The 20,571-nt window shown below is 36.8% G+C and carries 17 protein-coding genes; 8 read left to right on the top strand and 9 right to left on the bottom strand.

What is annotated here, in order from left to right; translation table 11 throughout:
* The 4 genes from ACC612_RS07520 to ACC612_RS07535 are packed head-to-tail and all read left to right on the top strand — an operon-like array spanning nucleotide 1 to nucleotide 7,524.
* Nucleotides 1-1,839, top strand: coding sequence for an ATP-binding protein (locus ACC612_RS07520; RefSeq protein WP_371853883.1), 1,839 nt, complete (start codon nucleotides 1-3; stop codon nucleotides 1,837-1,839).
* 2 nt (nucleotides 1,840-1,841) lie between these two features.
* Entirely contained in the window at nucleotides 1,842-4,772 is a 2,931-nt protein-coding gene (locus ACC612_RS07525) for a DEAD/DEAH box helicase (protein ID WP_371853884.1), read from the top strand.
* Nucleotides 4,769-6,769 carry a BREX-3 system phosphatase PglZ gene (gene pglZ / locus ACC612_RS07530; protein WP_371853885.1) on the top strand — a complete coding sequence of 667 codons (2,001 nt, stop codon included), beginning with the start codon at nucleotides 4,769-4,771 and terminating at the stop codon, nucleotides 6,767-6,769. Before ACC612_RS07525 ends, pglZ begins: the two co-directional genes overlap by 4 nt.
* A complete protein-coding gene (locus tag ACC612_RS07535) occupies nucleotides 6,769-7,524 on the top strand; it encodes a hypothetical protein (protein WP_371853886.1) in 756 nt (251 codons plus the stop codon). The genes pglZ and ACC612_RS07535 overlap by 1 nt, the downstream gene beginning before the upstream one ends.
* Nucleotides 7,525-7,601: 77 nt before the next feature.
* Here the strand turns inward: ACC612_RS07535 and ACC612_RS07540 are convergent, their stop codons facing one another.
* From ACC612_RS07540 to ACC612_RS07560, 5 genes are all read right to left on the bottom strand, one after another.
* The gene (locus ACC612_RS07540; protein ID WP_371853887.1) at nucleotides 7,602-8,261 is read right to left on the bottom strand and encodes a hypothetical protein; all 660 of its coding nucleotides are present in this window, start codon (nucleotides 8,259-8,261) and stop codon (nucleotides 7,602-7,604) included.
* Nucleotides 8,262-8,488: 227 nt separating this feature from the next.
* Nucleotides 8,489-11,500 (bottom strand): tetratricopeptide repeat protein, encoded by a 3,012-nt coding sequence (locus ACC612_RS07545; protein WP_371853888.1) that lies wholly within the window; start codon nucleotides 11,498-11,500, stop codon nucleotides 8,489-8,491.
* Nucleotides 11,501-11,542: 42 nt separating this feature from the next.
* Nucleotides 11,543-12,358 (bottom strand): viperin family antiviral radical SAM protein, encoded by an 816-nt coding sequence (locus ACC612_RS07550; RefSeq protein ID WP_371853889.1) that lies wholly within the window; start codon nucleotides 12,356-12,358, stop codon nucleotides 11,543-11,545.
* Nucleotides 12,355-12,978, bottom strand: a complete 624-nt coding sequence (locus ACC612_RS07555) for an AAA family ATPase (RefSeq protein ID WP_371853890.1) — start codon at nucleotides 12,976-12,978, stop codon at nucleotides 12,355-12,357. The genes ACC612_RS07550 and ACC612_RS07555 overlap by 4 nt, the downstream gene beginning before the upstream one ends.
* The gene (locus ACC612_RS07560) at nucleotides 12,965-13,795 is read right to left on the bottom strand and encodes a viperin family antiviral radical SAM protein (RefSeq protein ID WP_371853891.1); all 831 of its coding nucleotides are present in this window, start codon (nucleotides 13,793-13,795) and stop codon (nucleotides 12,965-12,967) included. Before ACC612_RS07560 ends, ACC612_RS07555 begins: the two co-directional genes overlap by 14 nt.
* A gap of 114 nt (nucleotides 13,796-13,909) precedes the next feature.
* On the opposite strand from ACC612_RS07560, the gene ACC612_RS07565 reads away from it, so the two are divergent.
* Nucleotides 13,910-14,680 carry a hypothetical protein gene (locus tag ACC612_RS07565; protein ID WP_371853892.1) on the top strand — a complete coding sequence of 257 codons (771 nt, stop codon included), beginning with the start codon at nucleotides 13,910-13,912 and terminating at the stop codon, nucleotides 14,678-14,680.
* A 159-nt stretch (nucleotides 14,681-14,839) separates the two neighbouring features.
* On the opposite strand, the gene ACC612_RS07570 is transcribed toward ACC612_RS07565, so the two are convergent.
* On the bottom strand, nucleotides 14,840-15,001 hold the full coding sequence (locus tag ACC612_RS07570; RefSeq protein WP_371853893.1) for a hypothetical protein: 162 nt from the start codon (nucleotides 14,999-15,001) through the stop codon (nucleotides 14,840-14,842).
* A gap of 197 nt (nucleotides 15,002-15,198) precedes the next feature.
* On the opposite strand from ACC612_RS07570, the gene ACC612_RS07575 reads away from it, so the two are divergent.
* Together ACC612_RS07575 and ACC612_RS07580 are read left to right on the top strand one after the other, a co-directional pair.
* Nucleotides 15,199-15,999, top strand: coding sequence for a hypothetical protein (locus tag ACC612_RS07575; protein WP_371853894.1), 801 nt, complete (start codon nucleotides 15,199-15,201; stop codon nucleotides 15,997-15,999).
* Nucleotides 16,000-16,426: 427 nt separating this feature from the next.
* Nucleotides 16,427-16,996: a hypothetical protein gene (locus tag ACC612_RS07580; protein WP_371853895.1), complete on the top strand. Its 570-nt coding sequence runs from the start codon at nucleotides 16,427-16,429 to the stop codon at nucleotides 16,994-16,996.
* A 272-nt stretch (nucleotides 16,997-17,268) separates the two neighbouring features.
* Here the strand turns inward: ACC612_RS07580 and ACC612_RS07585 are convergent, their stop codons facing one another.
* A complete protein-coding gene (locus ACC612_RS07585) occupies nucleotides 17,269-17,814 on the bottom strand; it encodes a YkgJ family cysteine cluster protein (protein WP_371853896.1) in 546 nt (181 codons plus the stop codon).
* Nucleotides 17,815-18,221: 407 nt separating this feature from the next.
* Nucleotides 18,222-19,358 carry a tyrosine-type recombinase/integrase gene (locus ACC612_RS07590; RefSeq protein WP_371853897.1) on the bottom strand — a complete coding sequence of 379 codons (1,137 nt, stop codon included), beginning with the start codon at nucleotides 19,356-19,358 and terminating at the stop codon, nucleotides 18,222-18,224.
* A gap of 279 nt (nucleotides 19,359-19,637) precedes the next feature.
* Between ACC612_RS07590 and ACC612_RS07595 the strand changes: the two genes are divergently transcribed.
* Complete coding sequence (locus ACC612_RS07595; RefSeq protein WP_371853898.1) at nucleotides 19,638-20,117, top strand: DNA-deoxyinosine glycosylase; 480 nt, start codon at nucleotides 19,638-19,640, stop codon at nucleotides 20,115-20,117.
* 77 nt (nucleotides 20,118-20,194) lie between these two features.
* Here the strand turns inward: ACC612_RS07595 and ACC612_RS07600 are convergent, their stop codons facing one another.
* Nucleotides 20,195-20,464: a hypothetical protein gene (locus ACC612_RS07600; protein ID WP_371853899.1), complete on the bottom strand. Its 270-nt coding sequence runs from the start codon at nucleotides 20,462-20,464 to the stop codon at nucleotides 20,195-20,197.
* Nucleotides 20,465-20,571: the final 107 nt, after the last annotated feature.

Here is a 20,571-nt window from a genome sequence, read left to right on the forward strand (position 1 = left end):
ATGTTCCTTAAAGAAGTAGTGATACAAAATTATAGAGGATACAAAAATCAACATCGAATACCAATTAATCAATTAACAGCATTTATTGGCAGAAATGATATAGGTAAATCTACGATTTTTGATGCTCTAGCAGTTTTCTTTGATCATCCTTTAGGAAAAATGGACTCTAGTGATGTATGTGTACATTCTGGTTGTACTTGTGAAGTGCGTATAGGATGTGTTTTCACTAATTTACCAGAAGAAATTACTATAGACTCTACATCCACAACGTTATTGTCTCAAGAATATCTTTTGAATCAGAATCATGATCTTGAAATTCATAAAATATATCCGTTTTCGGATGGTAAAATTGGTAAACCTAAAGTATCTGCAGTCTGTATGCATCCTACAGCTTCTGGATTTGAGAATTTGCTCCACAAAAAGAATAGTGACCTTAAATCTATGGCTGAAAGGTTTGGTGTAAACGGGTCTGTGGACCGACGTTCAAACGTAGCTTTAAGAAGAGCAATATGGGAAAAATGTAATGATTTACAACTTAAAAAAGTTGAGACACAGTTAGACAAAGAGGATGCTAAAGCAATATGGGAAAATCTTTCAAAATGCCTTCCCGACTATGCTTTATTCAGAGCAGACAGATCATCTACAGACGAAGATGATGAAGTTCAAGATCCATTGAAAATTGCAATAAGACAAGCTTTACAGGAAGTTCAAGATGAATTAGACACTGTAAAAGAAAAAGTTCAATCGCGCGCTTTGGAAGTAGCAAGTAGAACTTTAGTAAAACTGTCTGACTTTGATAGTGCGCTTGCTTCTCAATTAAACCCGGAGTTCAAATCTGATCCAAAATGGGAAGGATTATTTAAGTTATCACTTATCACCGATGATGGTATACCTATAAACAAAAGAGGAAGTGGTGTTCGAAGACTTATACTGTTTAGCTTTTTCCGTGCGGAAGCCGAAAGGCTCAGGGAAGAACATGCTAAAGGAAATATAATTTATGCTGTAGAAGAACCAGAAACTGCCCAGCATCCTAACAATCAACAAAAAGTTATTACAGCTCTTCAGACCATTGCAGAATCAGATGGCTGTCAAGTCTTGTTAACAACACATGTTCCCGGATTAGCTTCATTGTTGCCTGTTGATTCTATTCGCCACATTATTCTGGATTCTGAGAATGGGCGCTCTATAAAATTAGGTACAGATGACGTGATAGAGCAAGTAGCTTCCGACTTAGGAGTAATCCCAGATAAACGTGCCAAAGTCTTAGTATGTGTAGAAGGTCCTCACGATTTAAGATTTTTAAAAAGAATGAATTTTCTTTTCATTTCCGAAAACAGTTCATTTATAGATATATTTGCAAACCCTAAAGTAGCTTTAGTTGTGCTTGGAGGAAGCACACTTCAAGAGTGGGTAAATCAGCATTATCTCAAAAACCTTGGTTTACCCGAGGTTCATATATATGATCGAGATGAACTGCAAACTGACGGCACATACAAGTATCAATCCTCAAGAGATTCCGTAAATTACAGAAATGACGGTTCAATTGCTTTTTTAACAATTAAAAGGGAGATGGAAAATTATCTTCATTTAGATTCGATAAATGAAGCTTTAAGTCCAGTCACAAATACAGTTTTCTCATTTAATTTAACAGATGACTGTGACGTAGAAAGCGAGATAAAAGCAGCACTTAACGGTCAAGGAATAATTCAACGTAGACGCCTTAAACATTGGCTAAATGAAGATGCTGCGGACAAAATGACCCTTGACCGCTTAAAAGCAAGAAATGGATATGAAGAAGTAAAATTATGGTTCCTTGAAATAGCCAATAGAATTAATTGAAAATGACAACTATTTGGCAATACTCCACCCTCCACAATTCCCCCTGCAAAATAATAGAAGAACAGAACCTGTGGGGAAACATAGTTTACCGTATCTGGCTTCCAAATCAGGATACTGTGGTCAGGGTTCCGCAGTCAGCACTGCGACCACTAGATGCAGAGATCCAGCCGGAGATCGAGGCAAACCGGATTGCTTATGTCGCTGCAGCGGCAAAGGTGGCTGAGGTACTGGAGGGTGGTTCATGTGATTCGGATGGGCCTGTACTGCTGGCTCCGATGGAGTCTAATGTCATTCCACTTCCGCATCAGATACGTGTTCTCTCAAGAGCTGTTTCAGGAGAAAGGGTAAGATACCTGCTGGCAGATGAGGTTGGTCTTGGAAAGACCATTGAAGCAGGACTTATCATGCGTGAGCTCAAATTACGGGGACTGGTCCGTCGTATCCTTGTTGTTGCACCAAAGGGTCTGGCTACCCAGTGGGTCAGTGAGATGCATACGCATTTCAATGAAGATTTCCAGCTCGTTTTCGGCGAGGACCTTGCGACGATAAAAAGAATGATCAGCGGCAATTATTCCCGCTATTGGGCACAGGGTACTAAGCTTCGATTCCTGGATGAACCTGATGAACTGCAGCATGCAAATCCATGGAGGATGTTCGATCAGGTGATCGTATCCCTTGACTCTGTCAAGCCCATGGATAAGCGCAGGGGATGGAGCCAGGAACGTATTGATGAATATAACCGCTCCCGGTTTGAAGACCTGATCACCGCGGGGTGGGATCTGGTCGTTGTTGATGAATCACACAGACTGGGAGGTAGCACGGATCAGGTTGCCAGATATAAGCTTGGAAGAGGACTGGCAGAGGCTGCACCGTACCTTCTATTGCTTTCAGCAACACCACATCAGGGTAAAAGTGATGCATTTCACCGTTTGCTGAGCCTGCTGGATGACAAAACCTTCCCGGATATGGACAGTGTTTCCCGTGAGCGTGTGGCGCCTTATGTGATCCGTACGGAGAAACGCAAGGCAGTTGATGGAAAAGGTAAGCCGCTATTCAAACCTCGTGTAACTAAGATGGTACCTGTGGCATGGGAAGTTAGACACAGATCACAGCAGATGCTCTATGAGGCTGTAACCGAATACGTCCGCGAAGGCTATAACCAGGCACTAAGGGAAAAGAAGCAGCACATTGGCTTCCTGATGATACTGATGCAAAGGCTCGTGGTTTCAAGTACAAGAGCTATTCGGACTACACTGGAGCGTCGGCTTGAAGTTCTCAAAGACATAGAACTTCGAACTTCTCAGCGCCTGGAAGAAATAACAGATTCCAGTGATGACATCGATGAACTTTATGACATGGGTGGGCAGGAATTGCTTGATCAGCTGCTCAAATTCCGTATTTCCGCCATGCAGAACGAAAGAATCCAGGTGGAAAAACTCCTTGAAGCTGCCTGTAAATGTGAGCAGGAAGGACCGGATGCCAAGGCAGAAACACTGATAGAATGGATATATCAGCTTCAGGCTGATGAAAATGAAGCAGACCTCAAATTACTGATATTCACCGAGTTCGTCCCAACCCAACAGATGCTCAAGGAATTCCTTGAAGCCAGAGGTATCTCTGTAGTGACACTTAACGGTTCCATGGATATGGACGAACGAAAAAAGTTCCAGGACGACTTCTGCAACAGGGCCCGTATACTCATCTCCACCGACGCAGGTGGCGAAGGTCTGAACCTGCAGTTCTGTCATGTTATCATAAACTATGACATTCCCTGGAATCCAATGAGGCTGGAACAACGTATCGGTCGTGTGGACCGTATTGGCCAGATCAAGACCGTAAGGGCAATAAACTTCCTTTTCCAGGACTCAATAGAATTCAGGGTCAGAGAAGTCCTGGAGCAGAAGCTCTCTGTCATTCTGGATGAATTTGGTATCGACAAAACAGGAGATGTGCTTGACTCCGCTCAGGCCGGAGAGCTGTTTGAAGGTGTTTTTGCTTCAGCGATTCTTGATCCTGAAAATATTGAAACTTCAGTTGATTATACCGTATCAAAGATAAGGGAAGAGATCCACGAGATCCGCGAATCATCACCTATCTACGGGATTTCCGAGGAACCGGACCTGCAAACCGCAGAACGTCTTCGCTCTCATCCCCTGCCTCATTGGGTAGAGAGTATGACAGTTGGTTATCTCAACTCCCACGGTGGTCAGGCAATGCGCAAAAGAGATTCGTGGGAACTTAAGTGGCCTGACAGTAAAGTTTCTATGAAGTGTACCTTCAGTTCAAATCAAGCCGAACTCAGTAATGACATTTCGTTACTTAATCTGGAAGATAATAAGATCAGAGGATTGGCCCTCAATCTACCAATGATAGCATCAGGACAACCAATACCATGTGTTTCCATAGATGAATTATCATCCAACATATCCGGTCTGTGGGGACTGTTCGAGATCCGCTTGCTTGCAGGCACACACAATACCAGTCATGCCATGACAATTCCACAGATAAGACGAATGTATCTAAGTGTCTTTGTTTCTGACCAAGGAAAGTTGTTTCTTCCAACTGCCCGCCATATATGGGATCTGCTGCAGACAACCAAGCTCAAGGTTTTGCGTTCTCTTGAACACAAAGCATCAACAGAAGCATATGAGAAACTTATCAATGCTGCCGAATCTGCCGGGAAAAAACACTTTGATGCTCTGCAACAGCAACATATTTCTGCCATTGAACATGAAGAAACAAGAGGGTATCACGCATTTACAGCTAGGAGAAAAGCTATTGAGCGGATAGGTCTTCCCGAAGTTCGCCAATACCGTCTGGACAAATGCATCTCTGAAGAGAACGAATGGAAAAAAGAGCTTGAAATTGCAAGGCAGACCGTACCGGAGATAAAACCACTGTTGCTGATGCAAATACAAAGGAGAGACTTATGAGTACAGGTAGCTGGAGAGACATTATACTCAGTGAGTTCATACCAAATGTAAGCAAACTTACCATAGTAAATGACCCTGACGACCTGCTTACCGAAGAAAGACTCTCAATTGAACTCAAAAGCCGCGGTTTTGATCTAATTGATTTCAATGATCCTGTTGAATTCCGGTATGCCTATGAGTCAGGATACCGAAGCTTGTGGGATCAGGGAATACAAACCAAACAGGGAGTCATACTTAGGCTACATAACTCCGAGCTAGATGATCTGCCTCATGATCTCCTTAAAGCCGGGAGACAATTACCCTTCAATCTTGGAGATCTTTTTCCCAATCTCAGCTATCCAGTTATCGAAAAACTGGATCGCAGTTTTTTAGATGAGTTATTTGATGCTCAAACCAAGTATTCTCCAAATAAGCTAGGTGATAATACTACCAAGGATTTTATACTTTTACATGTTTTTGGAATTGCAGCAAATCTTATCAACAATGATGTAGAACTACTTCGTACACTACTTAGGATTCATTACAATAAGCTCAAAATACCGCCGGTCTTGTGTGATCGACTAGTTCAGCTATTAAAAGATAACAATCGTTTTCATGACTGGCCACTTGACACTATCGTCTCCGATGATGGAGCTTTTTTTGCGTTTCTACAGGAACGTTGGCCCCTTTTCCTTGATGTGCTGGCTCATAGAAATCAGATCATTAAAGAAACGTCGGCTTACAATATGAAATATACAGGACCAATTACATTGCCATTCAATCACGAAGACATCCGTGTTTACGTTGACAATCTTTTTGTTGAAGGCAAACTCACTCCAGTTCAAAAAACTGACATTTGTATCGAAACCAATCCCTGGATCATAAGCGGTATATCTAAAAGGCATGACATTGATCCCAAGCTTCGTATTAACAGCCTTCTTGAGATTATCGAAAAAACGCTTCCTTATCCTGAGTCCCGCTACTTAGAATGGATCGACTTCGCGATGAAATGGGCAGAATTAAGAGCTCTGATTCATACAACGGACCAAAGGGAAAAACTGGAAAAATATAAGCAAATCAGTGATCTTGTAGATACCAACTTTACAAATTGGCTTATCAGACATTATGCTGGCCTGATCAACCTTCCTCCGACAAATCCTGCAATGCTTCACCATGTTCCTCGTCGTATGGCAAGAGAACTGGAATCTGAGGGAGACATGAAGTTAGCTCTTGTTGTTGTCGATGGTCTTTCCCTTGACCAATGGGTCACTATCAGAAAAATCCTCCATGAACAAGACCCTGGTCTTGTCATGAGAGAATCAGCGACTTTTGCCTGGATACCTACATTGACTTCCGTATCAAGGCAGGCAGCTTTCTCAGGTAGACCACCTGTTTACTATCCAATGTCGATTAACACAACAAACAATGAAAGCAATCTATGGCGGCAGTTCTGGGAAGAACTGGGTTTGTCACGTCTGGAAATTGGTTACCAGCGCAGTTTGGGAGATGGCAATGCCAGTGAAATCCTTGATGAAAACTTGAATCTCGATCAATCCAAAGTCATTGGTCTGGTTGTAGATAAGGTTGACAAGATAATGCATGGAATGCAGTTAGGTACTGCAGGCATGCATAATCAGATCAAACAATGGTGTAAGGAAGGATTTCTTTCCTCTCTTATCGGATACCTTTTAGATCATGGTTACCAGGTGTGGCTAACATCAGACCATGGTAATATCGAATGTAGTGGAAAAGGACGTCCTTCCGAGGGAGCTATAGCTGAAACTCGTGGTGAAAGAGTAAGGGTTTATCCAACTTCCGAACTGAGAGATTCAGTTGCCAAAACATTACCTTTTGCAGTTAAATGGGATCCAATAGGTTTACCTCCGAACTATTTCCCACTGCTGGCTGAAGGGAGCGATGCATTTGTAAAGGAAGGAGAAGTCATAGTCGGGCATGGTGGAATCTCCATAGAAGAAGTCATCGTACCTATGGTGATATTTGAAAAGAGGATTCATTAATGAGTGAAAGGCACGACACCATTGGTATAAAACAGGTTATTCGCTATGAATGGATGGAAAAAACATCCAGTATGCTTCTTGCAGGAATTGATGAAAAATCGATACGTAAGGAGTTGAACGATTATCTTTTAGTCCACAGAGGCAGTGGCTCAGAAGAACAGCGTAGTGAGAACACATGTAAGTTTGTTGTCAATATTTTAATGAAAATCTGGGTATCACCTGATCAAGAAATCATACCCCTTCGTGATTCAGCACTTTCAATGCTGAGCAAGTATCCCTCTCAAGCTCTTGCAATCCACTGGGCTATGATCTCGGCAGCTTATCCATTTTGGTTTAATGTAGCTTTGCATATTGGAAGGTTATTGAATCTCCAGGAAATAGTTACTCACCAGCAGATAATCAACAGGCTTAAAGAGCAGTATGGCGATAGACAAACCGTCAGTAGATACGCAAGATATGTAATTCGCTCTCTTGTAGTATGGGATGTTTTGAAGGATTCGGAGTGTAAGGGATGTTATAAAAGAGCAAAACAGTTCCCTATGCTTGAGAAAGATACATCTGTTTTACTTATCGAATCAATACTATACGCAATGCAGGAAGGAAAATGTTCTTTGAAAATGATAACAAGTTCGCCTGCGCTTTTCCCGTTCCAAGTACCATTAATAACAGCTGGTTCCATTTTGCAAAAAACAAATCGAATTAACACAATTCATTATGGGGTTGATGAGGATTATTTGGAGTTAAAGGAGAAGTAAGATTATACTTTTACCATTATTCTGGCTTGATAACTGTACTTTCATTATGCAAAAAATGATGGAATCTACACAAGTAATTATTCGCTTAAAGATTCAATAATTGAAATTATCTCTTCTCGATTATATGATCCCATTCTTGCAACACCCCTTCTTTCCAATAGTTTTATATTAGGCATATCTGAAAACTTTTCTTTAAAGTGCTTGCTTGTAACTAACACAATTGTAGAATTAGAGTTTAAAAAAGAAAACCAATCTATAGTTAATAGATAACTGATAAACTGTATTGGCAAGAGTATAATTACGATAGTTGATTCTGTAGTTTTTTCCAGCATTCTTTGGCTAAAACCGGTTCTTTTGTCAAGAATCTCAATATCATTAACACTAGAGATGTTGGAGACATAAGGTATTATAACTTCATCTTGTCCCAAAAGGCCATATCTGCCGGATATTATGTAAAGGGATATATTGTAATTAGACAAATTATCTTTGAAATCACGAACTTCGGTAAACATACCAGCAAACATTGTTCTTGCAGGCCTTAAGTAGTCCTGCAAAATCTCACGATACCTTTTTTCTAATTCAATGTTGTGCTCTGGTAGAGAAAGGTTGTTTTCTTCAAGTAATGCTTTTATCTCTTTATCTTTACCAATATCTTTTCCCCTGCCGAGTGAATTCTTCCACTTTTTAATTTCTGGTAATTTTATTCCTGATTCTTCCGTGAAAACAGTTACTTGCATCGACTTTTAATTAGATAAAGATATTATAAAGTTGTTGTTGAATTATATTGTATCCTGTCTACATTAAAATAATAGAATCCTCTTAATTGTTTTTAAAAGTAACTCTACTGATAATTCATGTTGCCATAAGAAAGCTTTCAGTTGCTCTTATCCTTTCAAATCCAAGTTTATTTAGAATAGTTCAAACAATGATTATTTTGATTTTGAAGGTCTTAATGATTAAGTCATCATTTATATAACGTGTAAATGACATTGTTCAAATGCAATACTATCTTTTGCCTTACTTTTAGGACCTCATCATAGCTTTTTACATCTTTATGTACCGATTGGTTCCTATAAGCACTAATCATACCACATGCAAATTTTATTTTTTGTATATCCTCTGTAGTATAACGTTTTTGTAATTCATCCTTGAACTTTTGGTATACAGGATTCTTACTTTTTTCATTTAGATATTGCAATATTGTTCTCCAACCATTTAATCCAATAGATCCTTTTCTGTTTTTGTCAAGCATGTATTTTAGGTATTGAGGGAAGTCCCTGCCTAATAAATAGTTGTATTCTTCGCAAATACAGTCTCCAAAATTATCGTAAATAACTTGGCGTATCTTGCTTGAAATCTGATTGTCAAGCATATTCTCTAGAGCTTTACCATAATAATGCAAAGCTGTAGAGAAATCACGGTCATTGATATCTTCCATTTTCTTGATATCACTGATCATCAGTTTTTCAGCAGAATATAACGTTTTTCTGATATTATCGTCTTTTAAAGAGTTCAGATTCAGCCTTTCGCTTGAGAGCAAATCAAGTTCTTGTTTTATATATTTGAGACTCGCTTTATCCTCTTCGGAAGCCAATTTTATTGCTTCCTCAACACATTCCTTTGCTTTTAAAGTCTCTAATTCCCTTCTGTATTCTCTTGCCATTGCTTCCCAGGCATAAACACTTTTTAAGCAATCGAGGGATTTTTGATAGTTCATTATCGCTTCATCTGTTTTACCAATGCTGGAATATGCAAGTCCTTTATTGTACAAGAGAAGTGCTTTTGTTTCGATATCCACTTTTTTTGTTAGTCCTTTTTCAAAATATTCTAATGCACTTCCGAAGAATCCCACTTCCAAGTAGGCGCAACCAGCTACTAGATGAAAATCAATGTTCTTTGAAATTATTTTCTTTTCAAGCGAATCAATGACTTTATCAACATTTCCCTTTGACCACAACAAAGTTGATGTGTTAATAATCGTAATTATAAATTCTAATAATCCCTCGTTTAGTTGGCTAAATATGTCACAAGACGCTTCAAGTTGCTTGATCCCTTCCTCAAAATTGGTCTCTTTAATCTCAATTAGACCCATATTGATTTTAGCAATGGCAACAAAAATAGGATTATGAGAGTTATCGATTAGTTCTTTGCACAAGTCTTTTGCTTTTAGAAGATTACAGCAGTATAGATTATATGTCGCCATATAATTTAGTGAATTGAAACAAGAAAAACCATTGAGTTTTTCAATCTCATACTCCTTTTCGAAATAGGGCAGTGATTTTGTGAATTGAAATGTATGGAAAAGTGATAGTCCAATCTCTGAAAGTTTATCAACTTCTATTTTGTTTTCAATTTTTTTCAATTTATTATAATCAAAACCACCATCATGCAACATAAATTCCATAGAATTGAGTACATTCATTCTATCTAGAGCACGTTCTTCGGCCTGTGGATTTATCCCTTTTTCTTTTAGTACTTTTGACAAATACTTGAATTCTTCATTGAATCTGTTCAATCTTCTATTTGCACAGGCTAAATTGAAAAAGATAGAACTTTTTTCAGAGAGGGATAATCCAAGACATTTTTCTTCAGTTTCAAGGAATGATTTTTCGGAAATTTCAGTTTTCCCCAATTTATAGTACATTTCCCCAATATTTTTCAACTCAACTGCCATCTTAGATGTATACTCGCAGTTTTTATCAATATATTTCTCGACGTGTCTTAATATTTGTCTTTCAGTTTCATCGTTGGTCAATTGCTTCCAGTCAAAATTCTTTTTTTCGTTCTGGTTCTCTGATTTACTAAGTTCTTCCGCTAAAACAAGTGATTTATTGTAATAATATAGAGCTTCATCATATTTGCCAAGTTCCCGAAGAGTTGTTGCTAAATTATCATAACAACTGAACATAGTACTTGTTTTCTCCGTGTTTTTCAGGATATAGGTCCAAATTATTCTAGCTTCTTCAAAAAAACATGACTGAAAAAGTTCATGCGCAAATATCGATAAATCAAAATAATCATTTTTCTCATTCTTATTGAAACCATATTCACATATAGCAGACTCATATTCTTCAATTGTATTTTCAGATATTGCAAAAGGATATTCATTATTTAAAATGTCTATTTTATCCATTTCGCTATGCGAATTGAACCAAATAAGTGAAGCAACTGAAAAAGCATCATTTATAAATTTATTGTATTTTATTAAAGTATCTATCATTGAGAGTTCTTCATCAGCTGTCATTTCTCCCAATATTTTCACAAGGCTTTTCACAAATCTAACATCATGAGGATTCAATTTTACTAAATTGTGAATACTAAAAGAATGAGAAAATGAGTAATGTGAACTGAATTTTATATTTTCAAGTATGTATTGGCTATGAGAGTATAACCAGCGATGTGAACCAATTTGTTCTCCATATAAGTTATCCTCACTAAATATCTGATAGCCTTTGAAATACCCAGATTCGTAATCACTGATTAGTTGTGAAATCACTAAGAATTCATTTTCATCCCCTTTATCAATCGAATGCTGAAGTCTTTTAGAAAAATAATATAAAGAATTTCCATTCACCTCACCAAAGTTCTTGGCTATATCTATTGGCGATGAAAAAGGCCAAGTTATTGGGTTTTTAATCTCTTTGTCAAAAAATGATTCTTCAATTTCACCAGAGAAAGATCCAAATAGTTCTTGTTCAAAGTTAAAACTTGAAGTGAGTAATTTACTTGCATAGTTTTTCACGATAACTTTTATTTTTTCATCTTTGTTTACTTTGTTGAGGACAAAAAGATAGAAGCCAGGATCAGAGCATCTCCTGATCAAAAAAAGATTATTCAATTGAAAATGATGGTACAGCTTTTCTTTTTCTATCTCTGTCGTACACTGTTTAAATTTTCCTCTTACCTTGAGATGATTATCAATTAAATATGTTTCAAAGAAAAACTCTTTGATTACGTTATAGTCAATTTTACTCATTCTTCCACTCACTCCAAAGTAAAATCAGTTGTACAGACAAAATCAATCGTGAATACTGTCTTTTTCAATTGTTTCTATATTTCCAGCACATTTTAATCTCAATACTGTATATCTATTTTTTGAGTTATTAAGGATGTCTTTGGAAGTTAGTAGCATAGAATATGAATCAACAGGATATCTACATTGAGTAAAAACAGGCCTTTCTCCCGATTTCAATATAATGTCTTCATTCAATTTTTGGTAATTTAGAAATTCTCGATTACTGATTAAGAACTTCGAACTACTTTCATCATTTATGTCAGGTACCTGCAATATTTCCCACTTGTCTGGATTTAAGACACCTATAATTGGTTTCAAATCCTCTTTGCAATTTAGTTGTGTAATAATGGTGTTTATCTTCAATCTGACATCAGTACATTTAAGAATGTTCGAAACCTTCAGAATTTTCTGTATGTGCTTTCCACATCCTCTTCCTAGTTCTTTTTCAATTTCTTCTCTATTTGAATCAAGAGGAAGTTCTATCCAATCAAGATACGGAGATAGTATTTCAATCTTTGAACTTGTCAAAAGTGATCCATTAGTTCTGAGAGTTGTTACAAATCCCATCTTCTTTGCCATTTTTATGATGTCATATACAAAAGGGTAAAGCAAAGGCTCTCCTCCAACAATGTTTATCTTCTCAAATTCCAAATCATGCAATCTTGACAATATAGTTTCTGCGTCGAGTATTTCGGTTATCATTGATTTTTGTTTTTTTACATAACAAAATTTGCAATTGTAATTACATTTCAATGTAACATGCCAGTTTACCGAATCAATGATGGTCTTTGGCTGAAAAACCTTTCTCAGATCCTTCATACTTTGCACCTGAATAAAATGTCTATCATTTTTTCAGCAGCATCCTCACCCATCTGAACTACATGGAGTCTTATTCCATATCTCTTTGAAATCTCAGCAGCTTTCCTTCTTTCAAAATTAAGTTCATCCCGAATGATGGCCAGATTAGTGATCCTTTTCTTTTTAGTATCTCTTTGGCGATGATCAAGAATGCGTTCAGGATATGAATCAAGCAGGATTATATCCGTGTAAAACTCATAGTCCATATGAGTAAAGATCACATCAATTTCACCAGACTTCAAATTGTAGACCGTTAGGTGAGAATCAACTAGTAAATCCATACCATTTTCTTCCTGTATTTTGTGAAGTGTATCCCTTATCTTCAATCTGTAACCATATTTCTTGTACTCAGGGAAGAATTCGAACTGAGAGTAAGCATCTCCCATCATATACTGCAGAATATCAGAACCAGAGGTAAAACACACATTGATATCTTCTTTGTTTATTTCCTGCAGTACACTTGATTTTCCAACTCCCCTTACGCCCGTAAAGCAGATTCTTCTCAATGAACTTCTCTCAGGTAAGTTCAGATTATCCTGGAGGGTTTCTGAAGAAGGAATGACTAGTTTATTTCCAGTCATAATCGCCTCCTCTTTCTCGGTACTTGTCTGCATCAACCAGATCAATGAGCTCCATATGCTCAAGTGATTCAAAAGGTATTGATGAGCGTTGATTGCCTTTGCTCAAGAGAATGTCTCCATCCGGACCTATGATGAAATAGGATTCCAGCATATCTTCAGCAGATTCAAATGTCGGAGCTGCACCATTCTTGAGTACAAGTTCACCATTTATGCTTCTGAAAATATTGAACTCTTCCTTGGTAATAGTAAGATCTAATGCATCATCATTCTGGCCTTTCATATGAAGTATCTGAAAGATTTTCCATCTATCTGGACAGAGAGACGATATAATAGATTTCATGTCTTCAGAATAACTCATTTTGGTGACTGTGGTGTTGATCTTTAACTTCATGCCATATTCGTGAACGAATTCACAAACCCTGCGGACATGTTCAACATGATTTCCGTTTCCTCTTCCCAGTTCCTTTTCAATTACTTCATCAGCAGAATCAACAGATATACCAATCCAGTCCACATACTCACTCATTTTCCTGAGATTATTCTCATGGAGTAGAGCTGCGTTTGTGACAATGCTAACTGTGAAGCCCATAGATTTTGCCGTCTTCAAAAGATGGTCCAGGTTTTTGTACAATAGTGGCTCTCCACCAGCAAAATTGATTTTTTCAATCCCTTTTGCTTTTAATGTTTCAAGTTTCTTTCTAGCTTTTTCGATATCTTTGAATTCCCCACTCATGTTTTTGTAGAAACAAAACCTGCACTTGTAGTTGCAGTTCATGGTTACGTGCCAGTTTACGGATCTAATTGTTTTGCTTATCATCAGATGAAAATGCATTTTAAAAAAATATATTAATTTTTTAGATTTACCTATTGTTTAATAAATAGATTGATTAAATAGTAAACTAATTTTAATCAAACATAGAGGAGCCATAGTATGATAAAAAATGAAAAAATCCACATAATGAGTGCTGGAGAGAATGTTCACAACACATTTCCAATAGCGATTTACAATATTTCACCCGCATCCGAAGTTTATGTCATTGCTGAAAAAAGAATATACGAAGATACAGATGATCCAAAAAACCAGAAAACAAGAGAAAATATCAGAAGGTCTATAGAACATTTAAAAGAACTAGCCACTCCGATTGCACAAAAAGGAGTACATGAGATTATTATAGAAGCCGACACTCTTGACCATATCAAGGAGGCAGTTTTTGAAATATATAAGAAAAGCCCCCATGCTAAATACTACTTTAACGTATCCAGCGGAACCAAAGCATTATCAATTGGTCTATTCATGATGGCTTTATGGTTCGAAGCAACACCTTACCACATAAATATAGAAAAAATAGCTAAAACAATCTCAATCCCCAAAGTGCACATTGAAGATTTTCAGGCAAACCCAAACAGGGTAACCATATTAAGACTCCTGGATGAACAAAAGCCTTCTGATGATGAAAATTTGAAGAAAATGCCAAGAAAAAGTTTGTTTGAAAAACTCTCAAAGGAATATATTCCGATAAGAGATAAGAAAAGAGCCGACAGGAATCTAAAAGATGGTGTATTTAACTCCTTGACAAGAGACCTTCTCAACTGGAATCTTATCGATGAAAGGCATATCGAAGGCAGCAAGAAAGAGAAAGAGTACATTTTGACCTCTGATGGGGAATTTACTTTGAAATTTGTGAGTCTCAAAGGGAAATAGAATTCCTTGATTCAAGTTATCAAAGATTATGTTTTGTCATTCGCATCCTTTTCGCATTTTCAACTTATTTCTCATAAGCCAGCTTTCATCAATATTGACGGGTTTTCTCTTTCAGAAATTCGAAATACTTCAGTGCTGATTTTTACTTTTTTTCAGCAATCATTCAGAATTCCCATAGAGTTCTATGTAGGCTTTTGCCATTGCCTGTTCTATAGGACTGCCATGCTTCGCCAGATTTTCAAGAATATCCTTATGGTCTCTGGCAAATTCCGCAGGTGTTTTATTTCGATGTAACAAATTACTTGGTTCAAGGTCAACCATCAGTTAAGCCTCACTTGTTTGGTAATAACTGAATGATCTTAACTGTTTATTGCGATTTTTTTGGCAAGGGAACCCGAGGGTTTGAGAATTGTTCAAATACAAGGGTATACCATACCAATGGGTACCTAATACGATTTGTTAAATATGATTGATACGTTAGTTAAACCATGACACGAGGTAGGGGAAACGCAAAGCCTGTGGGAGAGACAAAGAAAGAAATTTTGCTATTTTTGTTGAACCAGGGTGGAAAAGCAAAAAAAGGAGACATTCGCGAATATTTGAGAGTGGAACACCAAATCAGAGAGAACAAAGGAATCTCAAATCATTTGGATCAATTAGTTGAAATGGAATTAGTTTACAAAGATCCCGATTTCAAGAATGGCAGTGATTTGTATTTTTTCATAATAGATGACTTTAATAAATTTATAACAATATACTATGAGAATTTCCGTGATTTTTATAGGCTCATTAATTCGAATTATTTCAGAACAAATGCATATCAACTCATAAACACTTTTGCCACCGCAATCCCTAAAATAGAAACACTTGATTATTTATCAGCAAGGAATGTCTCTCTTTCAGAAAAAGATGACGTAAATTACCTGCGGGACACCTGCAACCTCAAATCTGTGAGTTTAGATCATCAATTGAGCCCAGAAGATCAAAAACAACTGATGAGCATCATTTGTGAAAATGTACTTGCGTTTAAGTTTGTGCTAAACTTTATTAACAGCTCTGAAAATAAAAGACTGGACATTCTGGGAAAAATATTAGAAGATGTAAATGATCCTAAGTTCAATCCCTACCCAGCATGGATCGAAGGATATATGTCTGGGATTGAAGACGTTGAATTACTGTATGATGTTCCCGAAAATATTCTTCAAAGTATATTTACTAAAAGGATGAAAGCGAGTGAGCAGGACGCACAGCATTATTGGATTCCTTTTTTTTACATGCTTGAAAGAATGAACAAGAACTATCCCTATCTTTTTGCTTAAATGATAGCCTAGATATTGTGGGATTCACAGCACACGTGTCGCACGTTTATTTAAGTTCTACCCAAATAAATGTTAAGTATTGGTTGCTAGTTATGCGCGCCTTATTGGATACTATATCAAGTTGCAATTTGTTGCAATATTGTTTAATTATATGATTAATGAGGACTGATTATGACAGAGGGCCAGATTTTACTTTACGCTGCTACAGATTCCGGGATTATCTATAGTCCTATTTGTATTTTTTGTAAGCATCTTCATACACCGACGTAAGGACAATGGTACTCACCACAATACATATGATGTTTTCCCCGCCGGTATCCCTCCAACGATATAGGTTGGCAAGAATAACTATACCAAACCATACGAAGGAGACCATGGAATCCAATTCGAACAAATTGTTTTCAAGAAGTAGATCTATTTAATTACCATGAGATACTCAACAAAGTATTTGCTTCTATCCGTTTTATTACTTGGATTCTTAGCAATATCTGCACTTGGATTACCGGAACAAATCGCATCAAGAATAAATGTATTTTTTGCCGGTATACTTGCTATAATTACTATGATACAAATGATACATACCAGAGATGCATTGGATGATAGTAAAAAAGATAGGAAGGTAGAATTCATCTCAAAGCAGCTTGAAGATCTGTATTATCCACTGTCAGATTTCTTGAATGAATACAAAGAGACCGAAGATGGAGATATGTGGGGCGATGTTCAGCAAGACAATAATACCAAGCCAAGGGAGTTATGGTATTCGGGTGACCGTGATGATGCATATGATGGCTGCTTGAATGTTTTTGACATGCGCTGGAAAAAGTATCTATTCCAAGAAAAGCGTACAAAAGCCATATTTAGAATTTTCACTGAAGACGGTCACTGTAGTAATTATATATCCACAGACAACTCTCTTAAAATGTATGATGAATTAAAGGAACTTGTTGACGAAGATATACACATGCTAGAACTCGAGTTGAGATCATTGACAACCTGATTTGCAGCGTCTGAATTCTCAGCAATTTCTTATATACCCATCAAATGTTGAGCATTTTCCCATATATGAACTTTAAAATAAATCAATGGCTCGATTGATGGAACGTGATGCAATCATGGCTGATTATGTCGAGCCACTAAGGTATGGGCGCATAATCATTAGCATATTTGTATACACTTATAGTTCATATAATTGATTACTATTATATTGATGAAAAGGAAGGAATAAAGCTTCCACTCTGTGCATGAGAATCCTTTTCGAGTCCCTGCAACTTATTTCGATTCCAGATACTTTTTGAAAGGTACAAGGTCGCTGATTTCAATGCCAATCATAGCAATTGGCAAATCCCTATCTGTTTCTAGAGTAAAAGAACTATGCGATTGTCTAAAGTCGCTAATCATTTTTTCTGAAATGGGTTGCCTTAGTACACAATTAGAATAATCTATAAAGTCATCGAATAAGCTTGCTCCTACATCACAGGGATATAGAATTAATGCCTCTGGATTGTGACAAATGTTAAACGGGAATAACCTGCAAATAGTTGGCCTTCTGTGATATACACTACATTTGTCATGCTCCAGAAAAGGACATGGGGGATTTATTTTATAATGGCGGCTTTCGTATTCAGTGGAAGGTTTAATCATGGTTGTATTCCCTTTCGCTGCCTTCTTCAATATCTTTCTATCCTTTTCATCCACATCAATGTCTGTAACTTTACAGCAGATTGCAGGACATGTTGGTGGACATGTATAAAACGAGAGTATTTCTTGAACTGTTTGGAAAAACGGTAAATCTCTTAACCTAAGCACTTCATACATGATAAAAAATTGACAAGATTACATATATACATTTCTAAATCACACATTATATTGTTTCAATGTTCCATTTATATGCAAACCCTTCTATTGATATTCAAAAAGTAAATGTATTCTGTTCACGCCATCATAATATTCTAATTTTTCTCATTGAAGACATTTATATTCTTAATTAAGAGCAAAATCAGTTAAATAATCCATTACTATTGGCTTTGTAGAATCCCTCTAAAAATCAGTATCATTGGCCTGAAACATCATTTCTAGACCGATATATACAGACACATTATTTGAAAATTTAGATTTGATTCGCTCCTCGAAAAGAGACGATTTCTACAAAGCCTTATTATTAATATCTAAATTTTCTAATGTAAATCCCATGATTTTGGAGTTAATATAATAAAAAAAGAAGATTAAGTTTTCATTTGTTGTGCCATCATCTGGGCAACTTTAGCTATAAACTCCGGGTCCTGCATCTGCTTGGCAAAGGCATCTGCAGCCTTTATACTATCTTCTTTCAAATTCATTGCTGTTTTGGCATCAAGTACTAAGGAGCAATGGCTACAATACTTTGCATCGGCTGGATTCTTGTTTCCACATCTTGGACATTCCCTTGGTTTCAACTGTCCGGTTTTCTCTTCCTCGGGTTTTTCTTCTATAATACCATGATGTTGCAGTAATTTTTTATCCACATCTGCCCCTGATAAATGAAGATAAGTGGCAGGCATAGTGGAAGTATCCTCCCATCCTGCAAATATCCTTAATTCCATTTCGTTGAAACCTTTCTTTGCAAGATCAGTTAATTTTCCGTGTCTAAACGCGTGGGCATGTATCTTTTTCCGGAAGCCTATCTTATCAGCAGCTCCTTTAATGATATTTGCAATTGTGTGTCGGTCAAGTCTTCTATATTCGCCATCATATAGCCTATCTGTAACGAATAAAGGAGCCTGCGGATTATCTCTCTCTGGATGCTGGTTAAGCCAGAGCTGCATATCCGGGACAGAGTCTATTAATCTGATTCTTCTCATTCCTGTTTTTCCATCAACGATTATAACAGCTCCATATTTATCTGTCTCAAAGTGGCCAACATTCAACCCTGTTAATTCACTGACACGCCCCCCGCTATCCCATAAAAGCATCAAAAGAGCTCTGTCTCTCTGTTTGTTGCACCCCATCAGCAATTTTTTTACATCATGGTCATAAAGCAATTCCTCAACAGGAAGCCTGTTTTTTGGAGCTTTTACAGTAATGTCTTGAAACATATCCTCCCATTGTTCCGGTAAAAGCCATTTGTAGAATGTGCGGGTAAAGATGAAATTGTTGTGGACTGTAGCTGGTCTGCAGCTTTCTCTTCGATATATGAAGAAATCCTCTAATTCTTCCTTGGTGATCTCGTCGGCAGGCTTGTAATCAAAATGCTTAAGGAAACTGGCCAGTTGCCACATATCGCCATTTATGGTCTTCTCTTTCTTTCCTTTCAATTTCATATGCCTTAAGAAGCCCTCGGCTATCTTGGCATTCCCACCCTCAAATTCTGGCAATTTCCGCATACTTTGATATATGATTTCATCATATTAATAGTCTGGTATTGTAATTCACTCATTTCTTAAGATCTGGTATCGAAGGATTTCGTGGGTTCAAATCCCACCCCTCGCATAATTTTAAAGAGTTGTAGTTAAGCTTCAAAAATGCCACTCTTCAAAAATTTAATTATTTTATTTAATTATTTCTTGGCTCGAATAAGTGTACGCTTTTATCTAACAGTTTTAATTTTAAGTACTTGTTTAATTGACAAAGTTTATCATATTTGAAGGGTGTGAATGTTTGTAATGAACAAAAGAACCAAAGGTTTAGATCCAATAATTTATGCCAATACAGAAATATTGATTATCGGAACTTTTCCCGGTGAAAAATCAAGGGATGAAAATCAATATTATTATGATTCTCGAAATCAATTCTGGAATATAATGAGTGATGTGCTTAATACCGACTTTTTGAATTTAGAATATAAAAACAGAATCAATATTCTACAGGAATACAAAATAGGATTATGGGATGTTATAGAATCTGCTGAAATAGAAGGGAGTTTAGACAAAAACATCAAAAAACCAGAGTATAATGACTTTTCTCATTTAACTCAAGTAAAGAAAATAATCTGTAATGGAAAAGCAGCAGAAGAAAAATACAAAAAAAATTGCAAAATACTAAATAATGTAGAGGTTTTAAGGGTTCCATCTTCTAGTTCTGCAAATAATGGTTCAATTGGTCGCTCTGAACAATGGAAGAACGCAATAACTGGTCTACTTTAAAAAAATGATCATATTCATCATTTTTGGAGTCATCAATGATGAAACTTGGAATAGAAAAGTAAAAAGATAACCACATGCTATGCGGTTATTTCTTTTTCATAATAATTTAGATATATTTCCCTTAAAACCCTCTCAAGAGCTTGTGATTTTCTGGTATCCATTCTTTCACTCGTTTCTTGTTTAAAGAAATCACCTAATGCAATAACAATCTCTCTGAATTGCCTAGGTGGTATATCACCTTTCATTTTATTGATAATGTTCAAAGACACAACAAGATTATGTTTCTTAGGGTGCTCATGATCCAATGTTAAAACAAAAGCATCTTTAAACCCAACTTTGACAGTCAAAAGTAATATAAGTGTTCTTAATTTTGTTGTATTCGACCAAAAATGCAAACAAAACTAAGAACAATTGACATTATTCCCAACGATAATATATGCTTTCCTATCGGAAC

The sequence above is a fragment of the Methanomethylovorans sp. genome, from assembly GCF_041447285.1.
In the GTDB taxonomy this organism is placed as follows: Archaea; Halobacteriota; Methanosarcinia; order Methanosarcinales; family Methanosarcinaceae; genus Methanomethylovorans.